The 22,383-nt window shown below is 49.3% G+C and carries 15 protein-coding genes and 1 pseudogene; 2 read left to right on the forward strand and 14 right to left on the reverse strand.

Annotated elements, in window-relative coordinates:
- A partial coding sequence (locus ACFVU8_RS15100; protein ID WP_387428195.1) for a hypothetical protein occupies positions 1 to 278 on the forward strand: 278 nt, incomplete at its 5' end.
- Between the two features lie 581 nt (positions 279 to 859).
- On the opposite strand, the gene ACFVU8_RS15105 is transcribed toward ACFVU8_RS15100, so the two are convergent.
- From ACFVU8_RS15105 to ACFVU8_RS15135, 7 genes and pseudogenes are all read right to left on the reverse strand, one after another.
- Positions 860 to 1,741 carry a carbohydrate ABC transporter permease gene (locus ACFVU8_RS15105; protein ID WP_066373602.1) on the reverse strand — a complete coding sequence of 294 codons (882 nt, stop codon included), beginning with the start codon at positions 1,739 to 1,741 and terminating at the stop codon, positions 860 to 862.
- A 10-nt stretch (positions 1,742 to 1,751) separates the two neighbouring features.
- Positions 1,752 to 2,708: an ABC transporter permease gene (locus tag ACFVU8_RS15110; RefSeq protein WP_387428196.1), complete on the reverse strand. Its 957-nt coding sequence runs from the start codon at positions 2,706 to 2,708 to the stop codon at positions 1,752 to 1,754.
- 70 nt (positions 2,709 to 2,778) lie between these two features.
- Positions 2,779 to 4,413 carry a type 2 periplasmic-binding domain-containing protein gene (locus ACFVU8_RS15115; protein WP_387428198.1) on the reverse strand — a complete coding sequence of 545 codons (1,635 nt, stop codon included), beginning with the start codon at positions 4,411 to 4,413 and terminating at the stop codon, positions 2,779 to 2,781.
- Between the two features lie 674 nt (positions 4,414 to 5,087).
- Positions 5,088 to 5,549 (reverse strand): GlcG/HbpS family heme-binding protein, encoded by a 462-nt coding sequence (locus ACFVU8_RS15120; protein WP_379465529.1) that lies wholly within the window; start codon positions 5,547 to 5,549, stop codon positions 5,088 to 5,090.
- Positions 5,550 to 5,627: 78 nt separating this feature from the next.
- Positions 5,628 to 5,750, reverse strand: a pseudogene (locus tag ACFVU8_RS15125) (RNA 2'-phosphotransferase); the annotation flags it as partial.
- A gap of 159 nt (positions 5,751 to 5,909) precedes the next feature.
- A complete protein-coding gene (locus tag ACFVU8_RS15130; RefSeq protein WP_387428200.1) occupies positions 5,910 to 6,767 on the reverse strand; it encodes an AraC family transcriptional regulator in 858 nt (285 codons plus the stop codon).
- 140 nt (positions 6,768 to 6,907) lie between these two features.
- Positions 6,908 to 7,621, reverse strand: a complete 714-nt coding sequence (locus tag ACFVU8_RS15135; protein WP_379465123.1) for a DsbA family protein — start codon at positions 7,619 to 7,621, stop codon at positions 6,908 to 6,910.
- A gap of 399 nt (positions 7,622 to 8,020) precedes the next feature.
- Between ACFVU8_RS15135 and ACFVU8_RS15140 the strand changes: the two genes are divergently transcribed.
- Positions 8,021 to 10,606: a glycosyl hydrolase family 95 catalytic domain-containing protein gene (locus tag ACFVU8_RS15140; RefSeq protein ID WP_387428202.1), complete on the forward strand. Its 2,586-nt coding sequence runs from the start codon at positions 8,021 to 8,023 to the stop codon at positions 10,604 to 10,606.
- An 860-nt stretch (positions 10,607 to 11,466) separates the two neighbouring features.
- Here ACFVU8_RS15140 and ACFVU8_RS15145 read toward each other — a convergent pair.
- From ACFVU8_RS15145 to ACFVU8_RS15175, 7 genes are all read right to left on the reverse strand, one after another.
- Positions 11,467 to 13,581, reverse strand: a complete 2,115-nt coding sequence (locus tag ACFVU8_RS15145; RefSeq protein WP_387428204.1) for an alpha-galactosidase — start codon at positions 13,579 to 13,581, stop codon at positions 11,467 to 11,469.
- Positions 13,582 to 13,608: 27 nt separating this feature from the next.
- On the reverse strand, positions 13,609 to 14,427 hold the full coding sequence (locus ACFVU8_RS15150) for a carbohydrate ABC transporter permease (protein WP_246316925.1): 819 nt from the start codon (positions 14,425 to 14,427) through the stop codon (positions 13,609 to 13,611).
- Positions 14,427 to 15,314 (reverse strand): carbohydrate ABC transporter permease, encoded by an 888-nt coding sequence (locus tag ACFVU8_RS15155; RefSeq protein ID WP_387428206.1) that lies wholly within the window; start codon positions 15,312 to 15,314, stop codon positions 14,427 to 14,429. Before ACFVU8_RS15155 ends, ACFVU8_RS15150 begins: the two co-directional genes overlap by 1 nt.
- Before the next feature lie 76 nt (positions 15,315 to 15,390).
- The gene (locus tag ACFVU8_RS15160; RefSeq protein ID WP_387428207.1) at positions 15,391 to 16,719 is read right to left on the reverse strand and encodes an ABC transporter substrate-binding protein; all 1,329 of its coding nucleotides are present in this window, start codon (positions 16,717 to 16,719) and stop codon (positions 15,391 to 15,393) included.
- A gap of 194 nt (positions 16,720 to 16,913) precedes the next feature.
- The gene (locus tag ACFVU8_RS15165; protein ID WP_387428208.1) at positions 16,914 to 18,503 is read right to left on the reverse strand and encodes a response regulator transcription factor; all 1,590 of its coding nucleotides are present in this window, start codon (positions 18,501 to 18,503) and stop codon (positions 16,914 to 16,916) included.
- The gene (locus ACFVU8_RS15170) at positions 18,496 to 20,286 is read right to left on the reverse strand and encodes a sensor histidine kinase (RefSeq protein WP_387428210.1); all 1,791 of its coding nucleotides are present in this window, start codon (positions 20,284 to 20,286) and stop codon (positions 18,496 to 18,498) included. Before ACFVU8_RS15170 ends, ACFVU8_RS15165 begins: the two co-directional genes overlap by 8 nt.
- Before the next feature lie 1,142 nt (positions 20,287 to 21,428).
- Positions 21,429 to 22,367, reverse strand: a complete 939-nt coding sequence (locus tag ACFVU8_RS15175) for an aldose epimerase family protein (protein ID WP_387428212.1) — start codon at positions 22,365 to 22,367, stop codon at positions 21,429 to 21,431.
- Between the last annotated feature and the right edge of the window lie 16 nt (positions 22,368 to 22,383).

The raw sequence follows: 22,383 nt of genomic DNA on the forward strand, positions 1-22,383 counted from the left end.
TGCTTGAGTTGCTTGAGTTGCTTGAGTTGCTTGAGTTGCTTGAGTTGCTTGAGTTGCTTGAGTTGCTTGAGTTGCTTGAGTTGCTTGAGTTGCTTGAGTTGCTTGCGTTGCTTGAGTTGCTTGCGTTGCTTGAGTTACCTGAGTTGCTTGAGTTACCTAAGTTGCTTGCGTTGCCTGAGTTGCTTGCGTTGCCTGAGTTGCTTGCGTTGCTTGCGTTGCTTGCGTTGCCTGAGTTGCTTGCGTTGCTTGCGTTGCCTGAGTTGCTTGAGTTCGCGTGAGTTGCTTGCGTTACCTAAGTCGCTTGAGTTCGCGTGAGTTGCTTGAGCTGCCTGAGTTACCTAAGTTGCTTGAGTTACTTGAATTGCTTGAGTTGCTTGAGTTCGCGTGAGTTGCTTGAGTTCGCGTGAGTTGCTTGCGTTACCTAAGTCGCTTGAGTTCGCGTGAGTTACCTGAGTTACCTGAGTTACCTGAGTTACTTGAGCAGCTTGGAAGTAGCTTGAGAAACAATCATAGGCCCTACCTCACTACCGTGGATAATTTAGACTTCCGGTCGCTTTGTCTCGAAGATTATCTCTTTTCAACCACTTCTAACGGCTAAATCTTCTGGCGCCAGATTATGCTTACGGGTAGGAGTTTCCTGAGGTAAGCTTTCAGGCGGGCGGCTCGCTCCTATAGTCCCAAACTTCTCCTCCCTCTTCGCTTTTCGTCACTTTCTTTTGTTGGGCATATTTTGTTCGGCTTATATAGTTTTATTTAATCCTTATCAGCTCTGGACAATTAACCAGCTCTTTACTGTTGCTGTTCACTAGCACTTTACTATCGCCAACTCTCTGCCTCTGCTTATATCGCCACTCTCCACTTATCCCTTCAGCGAACCCACCATAACACCCTTAACGAAAAAGCGCTGTACGAACGGATATACACATAGAATCGGGATTGTAGCCACCATAATCGTCGCGTATTTGATCGTTTCGCCGATCTGCTGACGGTCTCCGGCGCTGGCCCCGGCGGACATGCTGTCCGTGGAGTTGGCGATCAGGATTTCCCTCAGTACCAGCTGCAATGGGTACAGCTCCCGGCTCTTGATAAATACGGAGGCATAAAACCAACCATTCCATTTATCCACCGCATAATACAGAATCATCACGGCGATGACCGGCATGGAAAGTGGAATGATAATGCGGAACAGGATGGTGAAATGGTTCGCCCCGTCGATTTTGGCCGATTCCTCCAGACTGTCAGGAATGCCCATAAAGGCCGTGCGCATAATGATCAGATTGAACGTGCTGATGGCAAAAGGGATGATCGTCGACCAGAGCGAATCCAGCAGCCCAACCCCTTTGACCACAAGATACAATGGAATCAGTCCACCATTAAAAAACATCGTAAAAATAATCAGCACCATGAAGGCATTATTCCACAGCACGTTTTTGCGGGACAGTACATAAGCGCCCAGCGCGGTCATGACGAGGTTAACGGCAAGGCCGGCCACCACGATGAACATCGTATTGCGGTAACCGGTCAGGATGCCGGAGTTGGCCAGCACGCTTTTATACGCATCAAAATTAATACCAAGCGGCCGCCACAGAATCCCCTTATGCACCATCAGCTGCGCGGAGTCGCTAAAGGAGGCGAACAGCACATACAGCAGCGGGTACAGCGTGACCACAACAAGAAAAGTCAGAAATACATAGATGCCAGCATAGAATAGTTTATCGAAAATAGAGCTTTCTTCCTTCATGGGTTTCACCTCACCACAAGCTGTTTTTGTTCACTTTACGGCTTATATAATTCGCGGTAACCAGCAGTGCCAGATTGATCACTGAATTAAATAAACCTACGGCAGAGCTGTAGCTCCAGCCGAATTCAAGCAGACCCTTACGATAGACAAAGGACGATATGACATCGGCCGTCTCGTACGTGATCGGGTTGTAGAGCAAAATGATTTTTTCGAAGCCAACATTAAGCAGGTTCCCCATTCGCAGAATGAGCATAATGGAGATGGTCGGCAGAATCCCTGGCAATGTGATGTAAAACATCTGCTTGAGACGGCTGGCACCGTCCATACGGGCCGCTTCGTATTGCTCCACATCGATGCTCATCAGCGCGGCGATATAAATAATCGACTCCCAGCCGATCCGCTGCCAGATCTCTGACAGAATGTAGATGGGACGGAACAGCTCCGGCTTTTGCAGCATGGCCTGACCGTCATAGCCGAAATAAGTGAACAAAGTGTTGATAATGCCGTCTGCATTCGTGAAGTCGGTAATAATCCCGCAAATGACCACGAGTGAAATAAAATAAGGCATATAGGTAATCGTCTGCGCTACCCGCTTGAAGGATTTGCTGCGCACCTCGTTGATCAGAAGCGCCAGGATGATCGGTGCGGGAAACTCAAAGATCAGCGAATACAGGCTGATGACGATTGTATTTTTCAAAATCCGCCAGAAGTAATAGCTGTTGAAGAAATCATAAAAATGCTTTAGTCCGACCCAATCGCTGCCCAGAATCCCCTTCATGGGGGAATATTCCTTAAAGGCGATGAGCGCCCCGTACATCGGGGCATAGTGGAAGATCAGATAGTACGCGACCACCGGGATCATCATGAGATAGAGATACTTGTTGATCCGGAAGTCGCGGATAAAACGGTTGGTGTTTCTAGCAGATCCCGGCGCTTGCTTGCCCACTGCGGGTTGTGTTTTTGCCATATGGCTGTCTCACCTCTATCCAATTTGAGAGAGAGGGCAGGCACGCCCCCTCCTTCTTATCCTGATGATCTTAACGTGCTTTGTAACGATCCAGTGCGGCCTGCTGAATCGCAATAGCGCGGTCCAGATGTAGCGAATTCATTTTGTTCACATAGCTCTCGTACTGATCAACCGGCTCCTGACCCAAAATAATCTTCAGCGTCATCTCATCCACCAGCGTGTTGATATCGTTCATAATCGTTGCGTATTCGGAGCTTTCTTCTGGTGTCGGTGTGATCGGCGGCAAGCTGTATTTGGCTGCGTCCGTGTTCTTCCAGATGCCCACCGCATCACGTTGGGTCTGCAGGGCAAAAAATTGCTCAGCATACCGTTTGTCCTGAATGAATGGACCGTTATAGCTGCCGCGGGCATACATCGAAATGGCTTGTGCCGGAGCCAGCTTGTCAGGATTTTTCATCAGCAGGTCGGTATATTTCGGATAACCGTCTTCCATGTTATAGCTGACGCCTTCTGTCCCGAAGTTAAAGAACAGCCGGCCTTCCTCGCTATAGCCGTAATCCAGCATTTCTACAGCCAGGACAGGGTCCTTAGCAGAAGTCGAGATAGCGACCGTTCCTTCAGAAGCATATGCCTGATGCTTTTGACCGAACTTCGGAGTTTCTCCCTTGTTCAGGACCGGGTATGGTGCAGCCACCAACACGGCTTTCGGGTCATTGCCCTCTACCAGCGGCTGCCATTTGCCAATCCCGCCGCCTGCGTTACCTACAGATGCGCCGGTTGCACCGGAGGCCATGTTGCCGTCCAAGGCTTTGGAATCAGCGGTTGCAATGTTCTTGTCGATCAGGCCATCGGCATACCACTGACGGAACAGCTTCAGGTATTCTTTGAATCCGCTTTCAGAAGGACCAAACTTAATCTTTCCGTCCTCCTGATAGAAACCTCTCGTCACACCGAAGGCACCCAGAAAAGCACCGTTACCAGATTCATTGAAGAAACGCGGCTTGCTTACGACTGCAAAAGGAGCCTTGGCACCTTTTTTCTCCTTGAACGCCGTTAGTGTCTTGGTCCAGTCGTCGATAGTTTCCGGTACCGGTAGACCTAGTTCATCCAGCCAGTCCTGACGGATAATCGGTCCCTGGAACACCCGCAGGAAATCGTCACCCCGCACAAACGGGAAGGCATAATAGCTACCGCTGTCGGTCCTCACCATTTTGTCCACATCAGGATTGTCCTGTAAGTATTTCTTCAGATTCGGTGCGTGCTTGTCGATCAGATCGTTCAGCTTCAGAATGTATCCGTCATTAATTGCTTTCTCAGGCCCCCCTGGAAAGTCGCCCAAAAAGTTGTATTCAATCATATCCGGCAAATCACCGGAAGCCAGCATCACGTTCAGTGCTTCCTTCACCTGTCCGGTCGGCGGAGCGGTGAACTTAAGCAGTACCCCGGTTTGCTTTTGCCAATCTCTAAAAAAAGGAACATCCTCATGCGTTGCTGCAACCCCGATCAAGTTACCGTTGATTTCTCCCCAATAGGTGAGCTTTTTGTCTGTCTTGATAGGATAGGTCACTGCTTCATTGCTCGTTTCCGTATCATTCGTTGACCCTGTGTTCTTGCTGTTCGTTGCCGTCTCTTCTTTGGAAGAACACGCGGTCAGCGACGTCCCCAGCATCATGAGGACCAGCACAGAAGATAACCATTTTTTCATTACATGACCTCCGCTACTTTAGGTTATGGTGGTGGTGAGATGCATCTCTTCCACAGAATAATGAATATGGAGGGCTGGCGATATGGTCAAAAAATGAATTCGGATGGTGATTTTGAGCCAGAAGGATGGATGATTTGTGAAATAGAATGGGCAAAATCGGGGATGAACCAATTAAAATGACATCAAAAAACCATTTTTTAAATATTATCCTGTTAAAATACAATAAAATGTTACAAGTCAACTATTTTCGTTGATTTTTGGCTAATAAATTTTACTTTGGGGATTGACTGGCACTGGCGCTCTAGCACTTCCTCTGCTCCATGTATAGAACATCTCGGCAGCGGGTGACTACACGGAAGGTGTATGCCAGTTTGCTTGTATCATGGAAAAACCTCCTTTTCTCATCGTGATTCTACATTTCCATTTCATCTCCGTAGAATTAAAAAAACATCCCAATTAGCATACTAGCATTCGGGATGTTTCCGTTTGAACCAATTATATGATTATGCGCGATGCTTTTTAGGATGTGAAGAGTCCGGCAAATGGTTGCCTGCTGCTCAGCTTTAGTCTAGTATACAAGCGCCAAGTTTGAAAATCACGGCTTGTCCAGCCGCAAACAGAAGCAGAACCTCAGTCACCCGAAGGCTCTGCAATGTAAATCCGGTCCGCAATCCTTAATACCGGTACGAGCCGATACGGGCATTGACGTTGACTCCATTCGACTTCCCGGCAACCATCGATTCAAAGGCTTGAACGGCAGCAGTCGCTATTTCGATATCCTGATCAGCGCTCCCTCCGCTTACGCCAACCCCGCCGACGAAATGATCGCCAATTTTTAACGGAATACCGCCTGCAAGAATGACGAGTCTGCCTTCATGGGTCGTATTAATGCCGAATGCAGGGCCTCCCGGCTGCGCAGACTGTTTCAAATTCGCAGTTGGCTGCTGCATGCTGATACTTGTCCAAGCTTTGTTTTTCGAAATTTCAACGCTGGCAATCCGGGTTCGCTCCATCCGATTTAAGACAAGCAAATGCCCTCCATCGTCCACAATTGAAATCGCAATCCGTATTCCCATTTGCCGAGCTTTATGCTCCCCAACTTCTGCCATATGCTTAGCTACCGCCAAAGTTAACACCAAACAATCGCCCCTCCCCATATTCTCTTACAGAATATGTTGCAGCAGAGGAAACCGTGATAGTAAACCAGATTTCAGCCGTGAAGCGGACAACAGCTGCTCCATTCTCACCCAGCATTCCGGGTCCAATTCCAACTGGTACTCCCACAGCGCATGTCTAAGTGCATAAGATACTTCTTTGCTTAATTGTAAGTAATTCATTCTGTTATCCTCCACTTTCATTCTTCTAACATCCCATCTTACTCTTTGGAGGCACTATTAGAAATATCTCCCTACTACTAATTACAATGCAAACACCCCTTCAAGCCCCATGGAATAGATCCAATGAGTACTAAGGGGTGCTGATGGATATGCCCAAATCTACTTCTGACGAAACTGCCGTGGGGACTGACCTGTAAGCTGGTGAAACAACCGGGAAAAGTAATGCACAGAGCTGAAATGATATTTTTCGGCGATTTCTGTGATGCTGAGTGTGGTGTGGAGCAGGTCTTCCTTCGCTCGGCCGATTCGAAAGAGATTCATATACTGAATGGGTGAGCAGCCGGTAGATTTGCGGAACAGTTCAAAAAAATGCCCGCGGCTCATATTAAGACTGGTGTAATAAACCTCCAACGGTTTTGGAGCATCGTGGAGCAAATCCTGCTCCATTACCTCCAGCAGTTGACTGATCCTGCGGTCTGGAATCTGTTGGTCCTTCAGCAAGCTATTCAGGAAGTAATCGATGAAGGTCTGGAAATTCCGCTGAATCGTCAGGCTGCGCATGAAGGTCTGCTCATTGGTAAAGCTAGCGGTTTTATAAAAGTTCTGGAAGAGCTCCTGCCAAACACGCACGGATTCCACCGTGACGATTTCCGTAAGCGAATAAGGGAATGGCGGACCCACAAGTTCCTCCAACAACGGCTCGGGCGGGTAACAGACTGGACAAGCTGTATCAAAAACCGCCGCTCGCTCGACATAGGACCAATCGAAATAGCAGCATAGGTGGACCATTGGCTCCTGCGAATCAGCCAGCCATTCATGCGGCTGCCCGGCCGGAAGATAGACGAGCGCACCCGGACCAAGCCGGGTACGCTCTCCATTCGTACATAGCACGCCATACCCCTCGCTGATCAAGTAAATAGAACTGGTGTAGCATATCCGCGGAGAACTGGACTGCCCTTTGGAAAAAGGGTATCGGGTCGCAAGATATACATAGGGATGCAAGGAAGTAAAGTTCATGAGGTAAGTCCCTCCAATATTCCATTTAATTACTTGATCAAGGTAAGCGTGACCAAACAACACCATTGTATACAATTTACTATAGCTTGTTCAAATCGGCCCTCCGCAGGATAGTCTCCTCAGCGTCAATCCAGGCGATTTTATTTGGCGGCAAGTTGTGACTCGATAGCTGCAGCCAGTTCCTCATAGGAGGAGCTAGGTAACAGCTTGCCATCTACCATGAACTGTGGAGTCCCGTTCACGCCGTAGTTCGCTCCTGTTTTGAAGTCTTCTTTTACCGAAAGCATATACGTATGATCGTCCAGATCCTTGGCAAACCGGTCATAGTCGATACCACTGATATTCTCCTTAACGAAATCCTTCAAGAACTTGGGGGTCGCCCAAATCTGGGTCTCATCACCCTGGTGGTCATAGAGTTTGCTCATGAACTCCCAAAATTTCTCGTTGTTCTGTGCGGCAATAGCTTCCCCTGCACTGGCGGCCATAATGGAATCACGATCAATAAAAGCATAGTTTATAAAGAAAAGCTCCACCTTACCGGTCTCGATAAACTCTTGTTGAAAACGTTCAAAATAAGCCTGCTTCCAGTTCTTACACGCCGGGCACTTAAAGTCCGCAAACTCGATGACTTTGACCTTGGCGTCCGGACTACCCAGATGGGGCTGCTTCTCATATTTCAGACCTTTCGCGTCATAATCCCCTTTGATTTCCGTATAGTTAGGTAGCCCCTTCAGATCGGAGGCTGTCCCCGAGCCTTTCAGAAAGATTAGCGCCCCGGCAAGAATAAGCACGCTGATTGCAATCACGGTAAAAACATAAGGAAATCCCGATTTTGTCTTTGAATTTTTGGCCATTTGTTATTCATTCCTTCATGGTTGATAGAATAGTTACGGATAGATTTGCGATACAAAAGTACGATAGGATAAGCAGTAGTACATTCTTTTCAAAAAAATATTCTAGCTCAAGCCCGAGTTTTTGTTCCGGAACCAGCTGCTACTCTTGGTGAAACAAGGTACCCCTCCCCTGCCGACTTAACAATTGCGCTATATAATGTTAGCGCTTTCTATATTTCGATCTTACCGTGTTCCCTCCTTGGCCGAAAGGTACAATTGGGAAGCCTGGGTACACTTCTCCGGCTCTATCAATTCATCCGCCAATCGTGCAACTATTGGACCTCCCGCTAAATACAGCAATCCGACATTCAGATACATTAGGAACTGTGAATAGCATGACATGACAGGGAGGAACACAAGATGCATAAGAACGTTAAACAAGCTGGCAAGTTAAAAAATAAGCACATGGGCCATGAACGGGCCAGCCTGCATGATATTAAGTTCAACGGACCGGCAACCGATTTTTTTGAAGGTGCTTTGCTAGGCAACGGTGGATTGGGCGTGGTCGTCACGACCCGACCGGATGCGGTGATGCTACATTTTGGACATAACAATGTGTGGGATATCCGGATTGCGGAGGAGCATAAGGATGAGATTATGACCTTTCAGGAGGTGTTTGACCGGTTCGCTGCTCTCCCGGCTGATCTGGCGCAAGTCACCGATAATCCGTGGTATAAGGAATATTGTGAAATGGCCGGTGATAATTACCGCAAAGCCTATCCCAAGCCGATGCCTTGCGGTTCGCTGCTGCTTCGGTATGATCGGCGGAATGCCGAGGTGCTGGGCCATACTGTGCATATTGCTGATGGGCGTTGCACGATTGATTTTTTGATACAAGGTAAACCTGCCGTGCTCGAGTTGTTCGTAGAAGGAGACCATGACCGTGTCTGGATGAAGGTAACCGATGCCGCTAGTGGTATGGCGGTTCCGCTGTTCACGGAGGTCAAGCTGATTCCCGACCCGGAAACACCGGCGGAATTCCCACAAGCAGAAAGTCTAACCGACACCGTAACAGGACTACAACACTTCACGCAGATACTGCCGCGTGTGGAACAACCACCTACTCCTTATATCGGACAGGCGAGCGACAAGGCGTTTCGGCTTGCGGTTAGAGCGACTGGAATATCTGGTGTGGCTGGCGTTTCCAGCGTTTCTGATGTCTGCGGCGTTTCTAGCGTTTCTAGCGTTTCTAGCGTTTCTAGCGTGTTCGACGTATCTGGCGTTTCCAGTGTGGCTGGCGTTTCGAAAGTGCCCAGTCTGCATCCGGAGCACACTTCGGGCGAACCGGTCATTTCAGAGGAAGAGACAGCAGCAACGCCAATAACTAAGATCCGCGCAGCCGCGCAGGATCATTTATCTCAGGATAAATCTGAAGTGCAGCAAGAGCAGCAAGGCTTCATTGCCTGCGTCGAGCTGTGGGAAGGTCTTAGCAGCGAAGTTCAGGCGACAGCAGCCGCGGCACCACCTGAGCTTTACGGCTTCGCTGAAGCCAAAGAAGTAACAGCAACACTCTGGCGAGAATACTGGAGTCGTTCCTCCGTCGCACTGGAGGATGAATTTCTGGAGCGTATCTGGTATCGGAATCTGTATTTCTTCAACTGCTCCGTGAAGGAAGGGGTTACTTGTCCTGGACTGTTCGCCAACTGGAGCTATCGGAAAATCGGTGCGGACTGGCATGGCGACTATCATATGAACTACAATACACAGCAGCCCTTCTGGCTGGCGTTCTCCAGCAATCATCTCGACAAGCACCTGCCTTATGTCGATATGGTGGATCACGTACTGCCCGTCAGCCAAACCTGGGCGCGAGATTACTACGGCCTGCGCGGAGCTTATTTCCCGCACTCAGCCTATCCGGTGGAAATGACGATGATGCCTTACCCTGTACCGCACTGGGGCTGGGAAATCTGCGAAACGCCGTGGTCTGTGCAAAGTCTTTGGTGGCACTATCTTTACTCCATGGATGCTGTCTTCCTGCGTGACCGGGCTTTCCAGCCGATTAAGGAAGCTGTTCTGTTCATGGTAGATTATATGAAACGCCCGGAAGCACGCGGACAACAGTGGGGAGACGAGAATTATCATATTTTCCCGACAGTTGTGCCGGAGCTGTACGAGATCACACCCGGTTTTGCCAAAAACAGCGACTGCCTCATCGACCTGACATTGACCAGGTTTATTTTTCGGGCGTTCATTCAAGCCTGTGTCGTGCTTGGATCAGAACAAGAGGAGGCTGATTTGCTGGGTGAGGTGGAAGAAATCCTTAACCATTTCCCGTCCTACCCTACAGCCGAATCCCGGAACGGACGCGTCTTCGTATCGGTGGAAGGCGAGAATCCCGAGGTCGTCTATAACGTGCCTGTTCCGCTCACTACCGTCTTCCCTGGAGAAGACCACGGTCTGCATTCCTCTGAAGAGGACTACCAGACAGCAGTGAATTCCTATCTTAATCACCGCAATGAGGGAGGTAATGAGTTGGTATTCTATCATCTTGCCGGTGCCCGCCTTGGTGTATTGGATCTGGAGCGATTCAAGCGGCAAATCCAATATTGCCTGCTGCCGAACGGAACCTGTACGGACCGTGTTCTAATGAGTGGTGGGCGTTATACAGACACAGAGAATTTCGATTTCATGTCCCGGATGGGCGTGTGGTTCGAGAATTTCTCCCTGCCTGCGGTTATTAATGAATGCCTGCTGCAAAGCTACAACGGGCACCTGCGCTTCTTCCCCAATTGGCCGGATGGACAGCACGCAGAATTCCATACGCTGCGCGCTGTGGGCGGCTTCCTGGTCAGCGCTGCATTCGGCGATGGTGAGCCAGATGGATTGAGATCATCAGCGAAGCTGGCGCTCCTCTCTCCTTCTACATCCCTTGGGAAGATGGTGCGCTATGTACACTCTCGTCAGGGGAACAGCTTGCATTGTTGGGTGAAGTGGGCCGGATCATGACCGCGCCAGGTGAAGTAATCACCATAGTGAAGTACCCACATTAAGAAGAGAATTGTGATAGCTATATAGTGTGAACTTAATAATCTAACGTCTCGGTTGCGCGGCCGAAATTCTTGGTCCACACTTCACCGGACTATTCACCTGAGGCCAAGTTCGAGCTTAAGAGGACTTTGATAACAGGAAAATATACCGTTAATTGTTTCTTTTCAGCTTATTTGTCATCAATAAAGGGAATTTCTCCCGTTAAAAACCTCTTTTATCCGTAATATGGTCTAATCTGAGGTGACTAACGGGATATTTTCCAGTTATTTTTAGAAAAGAAGAGAATTTATTCAAAATAACAGGAGTTATTCCCGTTATTCCAATGCCCTATCGAGTGAAGTTGAGCTTTTCGGCGTATTTGTCACTTGAATGAGTGAAATCCTTTTGAACCAAGGGTTCATTTTGCACCTTAGGGATACAAGAAACCCGTTATTGAGACGTCGAAGTCATTTTCGAAATTACGTTGGTTTTCAAATGCGTTTTATATAGACAACAACATGAACCCTTATAGAAATCAATCATCAAGCACTTATCCCCGACAGCGAATAGTGTGGCTCATCGTGCTGTAGCACAGCTATTTATAACAACAAGCAACAAAACATCATAACAACAACTAGCAAAACATCACAACAACAAGCAGCAAAACACCATAACAACAAGCAACAAAACATCGCAACAACAAGCAACAAAACATCACAACAACAAGTAGCAGAACACCATAACAGCAACTAGCAAAACACCATAAAGCAAAGAAGCGCCCCCAATCGTGCATCGGGGTCGCTTCTTTTCTTTCACATTTCACCCATAGATCCGCCCGCTTACGACTGGCGCGTCAAGCGGAACAGCTGGCTGGCGTAATCGCCCCACAGGGTCAGCGGCAGGCCAAGATTCATCAGGCTGGAGCCATGCCATGTCGTACCGGCTTCGCCCTTCTCATCTTGCACGAGATATACGCCTTGCGGATCAAGCCCTTGCAGAGTCAGTCTTTTCTCTGCGGAACCGAAATACTGGGCCTGCTGGAAGGCGAAGACCACGCTCTCCTGTCCATCTTGGCTGATGTACTGGCTGGCTGAAATATCGCCTTCACGGAACGAGGACAGCCGGTACAGGCTTCCCTCCGTGATGACATGACGAATGTCTTTATACAGCTGCACATACCGCCCTGCTTCGGCTATTTCCTCATCGGACCAGTTGCCGATATTCGCTCCGATGCCAAGGCCGCCCATCATGGCGCTGTGGAAGCGGAACGAGAGCGGCAGATTTCTGCCGTTCATACCATGCGGCGATTCTGTCACCCAGCACATCATAATGGATGGGCTGTAGGCATAAGTGAAGCCCTCCTGTATGCTCAAGCGGTCGCGGGCATCCGTATTGTCGCTGATCCACGCTTGGTCGGCGAACCGCAAAATGCCGTGATCGATCCGTGCACCGCCGCCGGCACAGGTCTCAAATTCCACCTGCGGGAAGCGGTGTCTCAGCTCTGCCCAAATTTCATACAGGTGATCCACATGCTTGATCCACACGGACTGGTCTTCATGCTCTTTCAGCGGCAGCACCCCTGGCTCTGTGACCGTCCGGTTCATATCCCATTTAATGAAGGAAATGTCGTGGGTACTCAGCAATTCAGTCATAAAATCAAGCACAAAGTCCTTGACCTCAGGCTTGCCTAAATTCAGCAACAGCTGATTGCGAAGCAATGTCCCTTCACGGTTCGGGAACTGATAGACCCAATCCGGGTGCTCCCGGTACAGATCGCTGTCCGGGTTGACAGATTCCGGCTCTACCCACAATCCGAAATCCATGCCCAGTCCTTTCACATCAGCTATCAGTTCCTGAAGACCCAGCGGGAATTTCTCCGGGTTGACGGTCCAATCCCCGAGACCTGCCCGGTCACTGTTCCGGCCACCGAACCAGCCGTCATCCACGACGAACAGCTCCGTGCCCATTCGGGCCGCCTGTCGGGCCAGCGCTTTTTGGCCTTCGGCAGTTACAGCGAACTCCGTCGCTTCCCAGGAGTTATAGAGCACTGTTCTAATCCGCGAGCCTGGAAGGATGCATTCGCTTTGATAGCGATGCAGATTGCGGCTCATTTGCCCGAAGCCGTTCGCAGCGAACCCGCCTGTAAATACTGGCGAGGTGTAGCTCTCTCCCGGCGCAAGTGTGAACGAGCTGTCAAAATCATTGATCCCGCCGACGATACGCAGTCGGCCGAAGCTGGACTTCTCTGCGACAATCTTCCAGTTACCGCTCCAACCCAAGGCTCCGAACCAGACCTTGCCCTGAGTCTCCGTTGCTTGGCCTCCATCAATCGCGAACCATGGATTGGCATGCGGTCCCGTGAATCCTCTTCTGGATTCCAGCACCTTCTTGCCCTCGGTCAGCAGCTGGGAGCGAAGCTGATATTCTCCAGACCAGCGGCCTGTGACATGCGTCAGCCGGTAAGCAGGCAATACCGGGAGCGACCACGCCGCCGCCATAACCTGGTTAATACCCACAGGCAGATCTTCTTCATTCGTGACCTTCACAACTCTTTCGACCAGATCATGTTGAATAACTGCTTTATAGCAGACCTCCACCCGCAGCGAGTAATGGGCATCGGTCAGGATGATCACCAGTTCATTGTCACTGACAATTTCATGTCCTGTGTATTGTAGCTTCAGGTCACGGACCCCATCACCGAATTTCACTTTCAGGCAAGGCTCGGTATAGCTGCTACCTCCCCAACCGCCGTACTCCTCCAGCTCGCCGTTCAAGTCGGCGTCAAAGGAACTGTGAGTGCGCGCAGCCAGCAGGCCCGCGCAGTCGCGTGCCTCTACTGGCTCGCCCCAGAACAGATGCTGCACACTATCTTTTTCATTAATGCCCAAAATATAAGAGGATTGCTTCATCCGGATTTCAAAAATTCGTTCCTGTTCCAAATACTGAATCGCCAACGTAAAACACTCCATTCATTTATCAGGTTATCCTTTGACTGCGCCTGCAGCGATCCCCTTAATGATAAATTTCTGCATCAGCAGGAAGAAGACGATGACCGGGATCATTCCCATGACCGCATAAGCGAACGCCAGGTTCAAATCACTGCTGTATTGACCGAAGAAGAAATATTGCTGCAGCGGGATGGTCCGGTATTGATTGTCCTGTAAATAAAGCAAAGGCAGCAGAAAATCATTCCAGATGTACAGTGCATTCAACACAACCACCGTTGCCGTCACCGGCTTTAACAAAGGAAGAATTACACGAAAGAAGATTCCCGGTGTAGAACAGCCGTCAATCGTGGCCGCTTCCTCGATTTCCCGCGAGATTTGCTTGATAAAAGCTGTATAGAACAGCACGCCCATCTGGATACCAAATCCCCCGTAGATCAGGATAATACCCCAATGCGTATTAAGCATATGCAGGGTTTTTCCAAGCTTATACAATGGGAGCATCGTCACCTGAAACGGAATCATCATTCCCGACAGAAACAGCAGAAATATGATGTTATAAAAAGGCTTGTTCCTTCTTGCAATCGAATAACCAGCTAAGGCAGATACCAGTACAATCAGCACCACAGATAAACCTGTGATGATAAGACTGTTGCTAATCGCCACCGGGAATTTCGAGGTCTGCCAAGCGTGCAGATAATTAGAAAAATCAAGGCTGGACGGCAGAGCATAAAAAGAATCAAAGGTTTGCTTGGCTGTTTTGACCGACATCAATACGGCAATATATAAAGGAAACAAAAAAATCAAGGCCAACACCAAAATCAGTACAAAAACCGCGATTCGCGTCTTTTTCATTACATCTCCACCTCCCGTCTTCGGGAAATGGACATTTGCACAACTGTAACGATCACCAGGATCAGGAAGAACATCATGGACAACGCCATCCCGTACCCGCCCTGGAAGGAAGAAAAGGAAGTTCTGTAGATATACGTGGACACAACCTCTGTAGCGAAGCCGGGACCCCCGTTCGTAGTTACAAAGACCAGATCAAATACCTTCAGCGACCCGGTCAGCACCAGAAGCAAATTAATGGTAACTGAAGGCGCGAGCAAGGGGAAGGTGATATGACGGAAGGATTTCCACACCCCTGCACCGTCAATCTTGGCACTTTCGCTGAGCTCCTGCGGAATACCTTGCAGACCGGCAATATAAATGATCATCGGCGAGCCAATCCCCTGCCACAGCGCTACAAGAATCAGCCCGAACAAGGCATAATCAGGATTGCCGAGCGGGCTTGTGACATCCAGTCCGAAGTGGCTCAGCAATTGGGGAATCCCTGTGCTGTAGTTATAGCTCCAGATAAACCCCGACAGAACGATTGAAATCACACTCGGTAGAAAAAAAATCGTCCGGAATACATTGCGCAGTGGCAGAAAAGCATCCAGTACCAGCGCAAGCAACAGAGAGAACACATTCACAAGCAGCGTCAGTATGAGCGCGTATTTGGCTGTATTGCCAAGAGCAGCCCAGAAACTGGGGTCCTGATACGCTTTTACATAGTTATCCCAGCCAACATAAGCGAACTTATTAGACACACCATCCCAGTTTGTAAAAGAATAACGCGCTCCCATGATCAGCGGAATAACAACCGCCATAATAAACAGACAAACACCCGGCACAATAAAAAGAAGGTACCACATCTCTTTTCGCAGGGCACGCTGGAGATTCCCCATAAGTCTCATATCCTTTCTTCCCGCAGGGTAAAAGACACAGAGTGTTCCTCCATGCCTTCCCCCACGTCTCTTTGTCTACTGAGCGCTATTTATGGTTCTTGCTCAACCAGTCGTCCATATTGGAAATAATCTGCTCCGGCGTAACTTTCTTAAAGAACAGATTTTGCAGGTTCTGATCAAATGGAGCCCGCCAGTCAATGGTCGTCTTCGCCAAATAAAGCTGGGAATCATAGGTTTGACCATTATCGAAGTACGGCTGCAAATCCTTGATGGCAGGGGCAATATCGGTAGAGGTTCCCTTAACATAGCTCAAGGATTTGATGTTCTCCACCCAGGCATCCCCGCCCTCTTTGCTGGACATGAATTCCAGGAATTTGAGTGCAGCTTCCTTGTGCTCGGTCTTGCTGCCGATAGCCAGTGATGCGTCTGCGTTAAAATCCAGCTTGTTCAGACTCTCGTCGTTGCTGAAGGGGTACGGAAAGTAGCCCAAATCATTGTTGTACAGATCAGGATTCTTCTTCTCAATATCCGGGAGTGGCCAAGTGCCCATATACATCATGCCGACATTTCCTTTAGCAAAAAGATCGACAGCGCCGTTGTAGTCCACGCCCAGCTGATCCTTGTTACCGAGCTCAAACAGCTTCGCGGCATGCTCTATGGTTGTTTTGACCGCAGGATTGTCTGCGAACTTCGCTTGACCTTTCTCAATCTTCTCAAAGAAATCTGGCTGACCTTCTACCAAGGCACTGTTGCTCGGCAGATCGCGGGTATTCCACATGGTCATCGTCCATCCGTCTTTCCAGCCAAGAGCGAACGGGGTTTTACCATCTGCTTTGATCTTCTCAGCGGCTGCGATCAAGGCATCATAGGTTCTCGGAACCTCCAGGCCCAGATCCTTGAAGATTTTTTTGTTATAGAACACTGCAATCGGGTTCGCATTCAGCGGCATCACGTAGTTCTTGCCATCTGTCGCCTGGCCTTTGACTACGCTTTCATCAAAGTTGTTCAAAAAAGGCTGGCCCGTAAGATCTGTCAGATAACCGCCGTCCGCAAAAAGCTGGGTATTGAAACCGGCATTTAGCGTAAAGACGTCTATGACGTCACCGCCTGCCAGCTTGGTTTTGAGCAGGGTATAGTAATCATCGTATTTGACCGGCTGTATTTCGACCTTGATATTAGGATTTTCGCTCTCGAATTGCTCTACAATCTTGGCAATCTGATCGGTAAAATCGCTCTTGAAGTGCATGAACTTAATCGTCACCGGTTCTTCAGACTTCGTATTCGTATTGCCTCCACTGCTGGGAGCGCCTTCGGCATTCCCGCCCGCAGACGGTGTATTATTGCCTCCGCCACATGCGGATAACAAGGTACTCAGCAGCATGACACCAAGACTGATGGACATCCATTTTTTCAACGTAATTTCCCCCTTCATCTAGTTCAAGCGTTGGACGCTATACAGAGTGAACTTAAGAATCTGAATGGCCGGCTCGCGATACGTGATTCTTAAGTTCAGCTTATACGGCTCTTTATGTCCTGCTTTTATCGTACCGGCTTCCGGGAGAAACCGTAATAAAATAAATGGTGCAGCGTATGTTCAAATTTTTGTAATCAGTCCCGCCGCAGATGGCTGTCCCGATATTCCGAAGGCGTCTGTCCCGTGCTCTTTTTGAACACCTGGCTGAAATAACGCTGATTCTCATAGCCCACAAGCTCGGAGATATCGCTGATTTTCCGGTCGGAAGCAAGCAGCAGCTCGCACGCCTTTTCCATCCGTTTGCGGGTCAGATATTCGATGAAATTCTCTGAGGTCACCGACTTGAACAGTTTGCTCAGGTAGCTTGGGTCCATATGAAATCTAGTGGCAACATCAATCAGACTGATATCTTCAAAGTAATGGTCATCCAAAAAAGCGGCGATGCTCTGGATCATCTGGATTGATTCGGATTCGTTCCGGTCCGTACTGTACTCCTCAATCGCCTCCAGCCAGCGGCCCAGCAGCAAGGTGACTTCTCTGGCATCCATAATGCCTGTGATGGACTGGGGATCAAAGACCGTAGGAGAAGCCGATACCATCACCTTCAGCTCCGAGACTGCCACGTCCATAATTCTCGTCAGCTCCTGCTGAACCTCGCTCACCGTAATCACTCCGCATTCCGTTACCTTTGTCAAATAATTGTGCAGTAGCTCCCGGACCTCCTTCACATTACCGGAGGCCACCGCTTGACGGAGAGCCTGCAAATCAAAGGAAGTTAGCAGACCGCCGCCCCTGGTCTCGATTTGATCCTCTGCAGGATATAGACCGCAACCGGAATCATGCAGCCGGGCTCCCCCGATGGCTTTATTGGCAGCACGGAACATATGCGGCAGCTCGGCTAGTTCACTGAAAGACGGACTGAGTCCGGCGCAGACCTCCAGCTTCAGCATCCGCTGAACAGCCTTGTGGAACTCCGGTAACCAGGCAGGCCCCTGTGTCCCGGTAGTCAGCATCCCATTCACGACCAGGCAAATTCGCAGACGATCATCCGATTTGTAGACCAGCGCCAGTTCATCCTGCAAAAGCTCATGCAAAATGTTCTCGATGCTGAACATCAGCAGATCGGCGTTGCCGTGAAACCGGGTACGGGCTGTCTCCTGAAAATGCCGGAACATCATCACTACCAGCCGGGAATGCTCCAGGCCAGAAGGAATCTGCAATTCTTCCTGATGCTTAAGGATGTCTGATGGATTAGTGATCCTTTCTGCAGTGACATTTTGCAAAAAAGCGCTCCGCTTCAGCTTGAGCAGATCTACAGCTTCCTTTTTCTGCTGCTGATGACTTCTGTATGTGCGGCTCAGTTCTGCCGCCTTGATCATCGCGCTGCGCAATTCGCCGATAGAAACCGGCTTGAGCAAATACTCGCAGGCCTGATAACGAATAGCCCCATGCAAATACTCAAACTGGGAATACCCGCTGATCACGATCACCCGGATGTCGCTGTGGTGCTCATGAAGATGCTCCAGAAATTGCAGTCCGTCCATGACCGGCATGTTCATATCGGTAACCACGATATGCGGCTTGCTGACCCCGATCAGCTTAAGCGCTTCTTCCCCATGTCTAGCTTCCGCGATGACCTCGGCATCCAGGTTCAGTTCGCTGATCATCTTGCTGATCGCCCTGCGGCCCCATAGCTCATCGTCCACGACCATCACTTTATACATGCTCAGCCCCCGCTTTTTTATATGGAATTCGGATCTTCACTGTTGTTCCCTCGCCTAACCTGCTATCCAGCGTAAGGCCGTAAGGGGGGCCATAAAATAGCCGAATCCGCTCATGGACATTCCTCAGTCCAATAGAGACTCCCGAGAACACTTCCGGCGAAGGACTGGAAAGTGCGGCTTGCAGCTCGGCCAGCTTCTCCTCCTCCATGCCCGTTCCGTTATCACGGATGACAATCAGCACATCCTTCCCCTCACGGACAGCAGTTACGCCGATCACGAGTAGGTGATGATCCTCTTGGCCTAAAGCATGGACAATCGTATTTTCCATGATCGGCTGGAGCATAAAACGAATCATGGAGCAGTCCATCAGCTCCGACTGCACCTCAAACTCCGTCTTTAGCGATTCCTCGAACCGAAGCTGCTGGATATACAAATAGTTGTTCAGATGCGCCAGCTCTTGCCCCAGCGTCGATTCCATATTGCCTTCATAGAAGCTGTAGCGGAACATATCCCCAAGGGCGCGGCACATCTCATGAATCTCATAATCCCCGATCAGCACCGCCTTGCCGCCGATCGTCTGTAACGTATTGTACAGAAAATGCGGATTAATCTGCATTTGCAGCGCCAGAAACTGGGCTTCCTTGTTCCGCAGCTGCATTTTATATTCCTTCTCGATCAGTTCCTGGATCTTCTCTGTCATGAAGTTAAAGTTCGCCGTCAGCTCTGACAAATCATCATGCCAACGATTGGGCTTTAGTGTGGTGTTAAATTTCCCTCTCCGGACAGCACGCATCGCTTTGCCGAGATACTGAATCGGCCTTGTGATGAACTGCTGCGCCAGCAGAGAGAAGCCTGCAATGACGAGCATGACCAGTATAAGCACAACAATGGTAATTCGCAGCGTGTTCCTGCGGTTATCCGCCAGCTCCGTACTGGGATACAAGACGCTCAGTCCGACGTTGGCATGATCCAAGTAAGAGGTGCTGGTTAGCAGTTCACGATTTTGCGAAAAATGCAGCTGGTGTGCATGGCTGTCGATCATCCTCTCCGGACGGATGTAGGGCTTGACCTCCCCGGCATAGGCCTCACTGGTACGGTAAAAGGTCTCTCCGCGCTCATTCTGCAAGACGATCACATTCGGCGAGCGGTTATACTTTTCCATTTTCTTATAGAAGTCTTTCCCCTTCACATAAAAGACCAGCGAACCAAACTTTTTCTTATAGAAAGGATCGTAAATGGTCATCGCATACACAAAAAGATCCTGCTCAATCACAGGATCCGTATAAGTGAACATCAGAGAGTGCTGGAAAGGCAGATCAGGAATCTCCCGGTAATGGGGAACCTGATCGTTCAGGGCAATGACATTGTAGCTGTCGGCTCTGGACCAGCTGTCCTGAACGGTGTTATCACTTCCGAGCACAGTAATCTTGATAATATCGGCATTATTGCTAACCACAAGCCGATAGTATCCCGCCAGCGACTCCCTGATGTCCATAATGTTAGCGTCACTATAGTTTGTTCCGTTCTCCATCAGATCTATGACCCGTTTGAAGCCGTAGACCTGGAGTGCCGAGGTGGACAGATTGCGAAAATATTGGTCCAGATTATCCGACACATATTCAGCGTTCTGGTCAGAGCTGCGGATCATTGCCTGCTCCAGCGAGCTGGTGCTTGTCTGGTAAAACAGATAGGACAAAATCAGCAGAGGGACGAGAGAAATCACCATATTGCTCCATACGATTTTGGTCCGGATGCTCCGGTTCATAAACAGCCATTTGATCATTCCTGTGTCCCTCCTGCTGTATAAATTGATCTTTTTCTTTTATTTTGTTCTATTATATATGACGAACCTAAAATCCAAACTTAAGTTCCAAACTTAAGTTCCAAACTTAAGATCCGAACTTAACATCCAAACATAAGATCCAAACGTAAGTTCCAAACGTAAGCTCCAAACGTAAGCTCCAAACGTAAGTTCCAAACGTAAGCTCCAAACGTAAGTTCCAAACGTAAGCTCCAAACGTAAGTTCCAAACGAAAGTTCCAAACGTAAGCTCCAAACGTAAGTTCCAAACGTAAGCTCCAAACGTAAGTTCCAAACGTAAGGCTCGATCGCCACTAGGGTGGATGTTTGGACTTCCGGCCGCTGTTGTCCCCGGATTTCTACTTTATGAACCGCTTCTGGCGGTCGAAATCACGTGAGCTTATGCTTATGCTTACGCTTACGGGTGAGAGCTTTCCTGCGGAAAGCTTGCAGTCGTGCGCTTTCGATGCTAGCTTCCTATAGAAGCTTACAGGCATACACTACTGCTCTTACAGTTCCAAACCTTCCCTTTGCATTCTTTCTCGCTATATAGAACGCATAAAAAACAACCATTGCCAAGAACAAGAGGGCTTATATAAGAAGGACCGAAGTGTAATTAACGGCATTTTCGTACCTTAAATCCTCTGCAGCTAAGGGTTTATGGAGATTAAGTGCAATATTGTACCTTAAATCTTCCAGAATCCCCATTACAGCGTACTTTTTCGAAAAATAAGATACAATAATGCACTTATTTTACTCATTTATCTATTTTCAAGAAAAATAAGGTACAAAAATGCTCTTAGTTGTGAATTTGCCCCTCTTATTCACCGTTAAGACGACTGGAGAAAGAAAATATACCGCTTCTGGCGACATCGCTGAATTTGATTAGCCATGGATTATAGGTCTTGCTGCTGACAATCTATATTTCGATGCGAGCTTTCCTATGGAATGCTTTCAGGCATACGCTACCTTTGCCAGCTTTCCTATGGAAAGCTTTCAGGCGAGCACTCCCGCTCCTACAGTCCCAAACTTTCCCCTTCACTCATCTTCGCTTTTTGTTAATTTCGTTCGCTTATATAGTTTTTATTTCTTTTATTCGTCTTGTATATATTAAATTTCCCCAGTTTAAACAAGACTCACCTCAAGGTGCCAGCGGTACACTTCGCCGCCTGCAACAACGGCGACCTCGCTGCGCCGCACGGCCTCCCCGAGATGGTCCATTCGTCCGGTGGCCGGTTCCAGCGCAAGCTGATAATTGCCGCCGAATCCGCCGTAATTGGCCCAGACGGCGAGATAAGGAACCTGTTCAGCGGGATAGCTGAACGTGATAGACTCTCTAGTCGCAGGATCGCTGACTGCTGCGACTCCTGTCTCTGCCTTGCCGGTGAAATAATATTTCTCGGCAAATCGTCCCTCATTCGCTTCCGTCACACTCAAATCGACGGTTCCGCCAAAGCTGGGGGCCAGAGGCCAAGGCTGTCTGTCCCCGAAAACGCCAAGCCTTTCCTCTGCCGAATAAGAAATCTCAATCTCATCGAGACCATTCGGCACATGCAGCTTCATCCCCGCATGTACCTTCAGCAGCGGATGGGCTGCCCAGAGGAAGGAGAACGGTGCAGCGGATGTATTCGTGACGGCATAGTCTATCCGCAGCGTACCATCTGCGCCGAAGGAATACGTCTTCTCCAGCAGGTATGGGAACTGCTCACCTTTTACCTGGCAATTCAGGGTGGCCCCTGTGCTGTGAGCTTCCCACGGGAGAGACCAAACCTCTCCATGATCCGGGATGGTCCGGCCTTGCCAAGGCTCCAGCGGATACTCACCAGCGTCGATGCAGGGAAACATCTCATCCCAGCCGCTCTCATCCCCATTCGGGAAAGGGGAACCATATCCCTCATTCCCGAGTGCTTTTTCACTGCGCCATAGCCATTCCCGCCCGGTCCGGGTGCTCCGTAGCGACACCGCTTTAGCCCCAAGCCCCGGCACTATGCAGACCAAGAGCTGTGACGATTCGCCAATCCAGGCGTCATGGCCTTCGATTTTACTTTCCCGCCAATGTGTCATGATATCCCTCCCTCTA

This window comes from Paenibacillus sp. NPDC058177 (assembly GCF_042883835.1).
GTDB lineage: Bacteria > Bacillota > Bacilli > Paenibacillales > Paenibacillaceae > Paenibacillus_AQ > Paenibacillus_AQ agri.

Coding starts and splice junctions, on each gene's coding strand:
- ACFVU8_RS15115 (WP_387428198.1), bottom strand. CDS start 4,413: ATGAAAAAATGGTTATCTTCTGTGCTGGTCCTCATGATGCTGGGGACG.
- ACFVU8_RS15170 (WP_387428210.1), bottom strand. CDS start 20,286: ATGATCAAATGGCTGTTTATGAACCGGAGCATCCGGACCAAAATCGTA.
- ACFVU8_RS15105 (WP_066373602.1), bottom strand. CDS start 1,741: ATGAAGGAAGAAAGCTCTATTTTCGATAAACTATTCTATGCTGGCATC.
- ACFVU8_RS15150 (WP_246316925.1), bottom strand. CDS start 14,427: ATGAAAAAGACGCGAATCGCGGTTTTTGTACTGATTTTGGTGTTGGCC.
- ACFVU8_RS15155 (WP_387428206.1), bottom strand. CDS start 15,314: ATGAGACTTATGGGGAATCTCCAGCGTGCCCTGCGAAAAGAGATGTGG.
- ACFVU8_RS15165 (WP_387428208.1), bottom strand. CDS start 18,503: ATGTATAAAGTGATGGTCGTGGACGATGAGCTATGGGGCCGCAGGGCG.
- ACFVU8_RS15130 (WP_387428200.1), bottom strand. CDS start 6,767: ATGAACTTTACTTCCTTGCATCCCTATGTATATCTTGCGACCCGATAC.
- ACFVU8_RS15110 (WP_387428196.1), bottom strand. CDS start 2,708: ATGGCAAAAACACAACCCGCAGTGGGCAAGCAAGCGCCGGGATCTGCT.
- ACFVU8_RS15140 (WP_387428202.1), top strand. CDS start 8,021: ATGCATAAGAACGTTAAACAAGCTGGCAAGTTAAAAAATAAGCACATG.
- ACFVU8_RS15135 (WP_379465123.1), bottom strand. CDS start 7,621: ATGGCCAAAAATTCAAAGACAAAATCGGGATTTCCTTATGTTTTTACC.
- ACFVU8_RS15175 (WP_387428212.1), bottom strand. CDS start 22,367: ATGACACATTGGCGGGAAAGTAAAATCGAAGGCCATGACGCCTGGATT.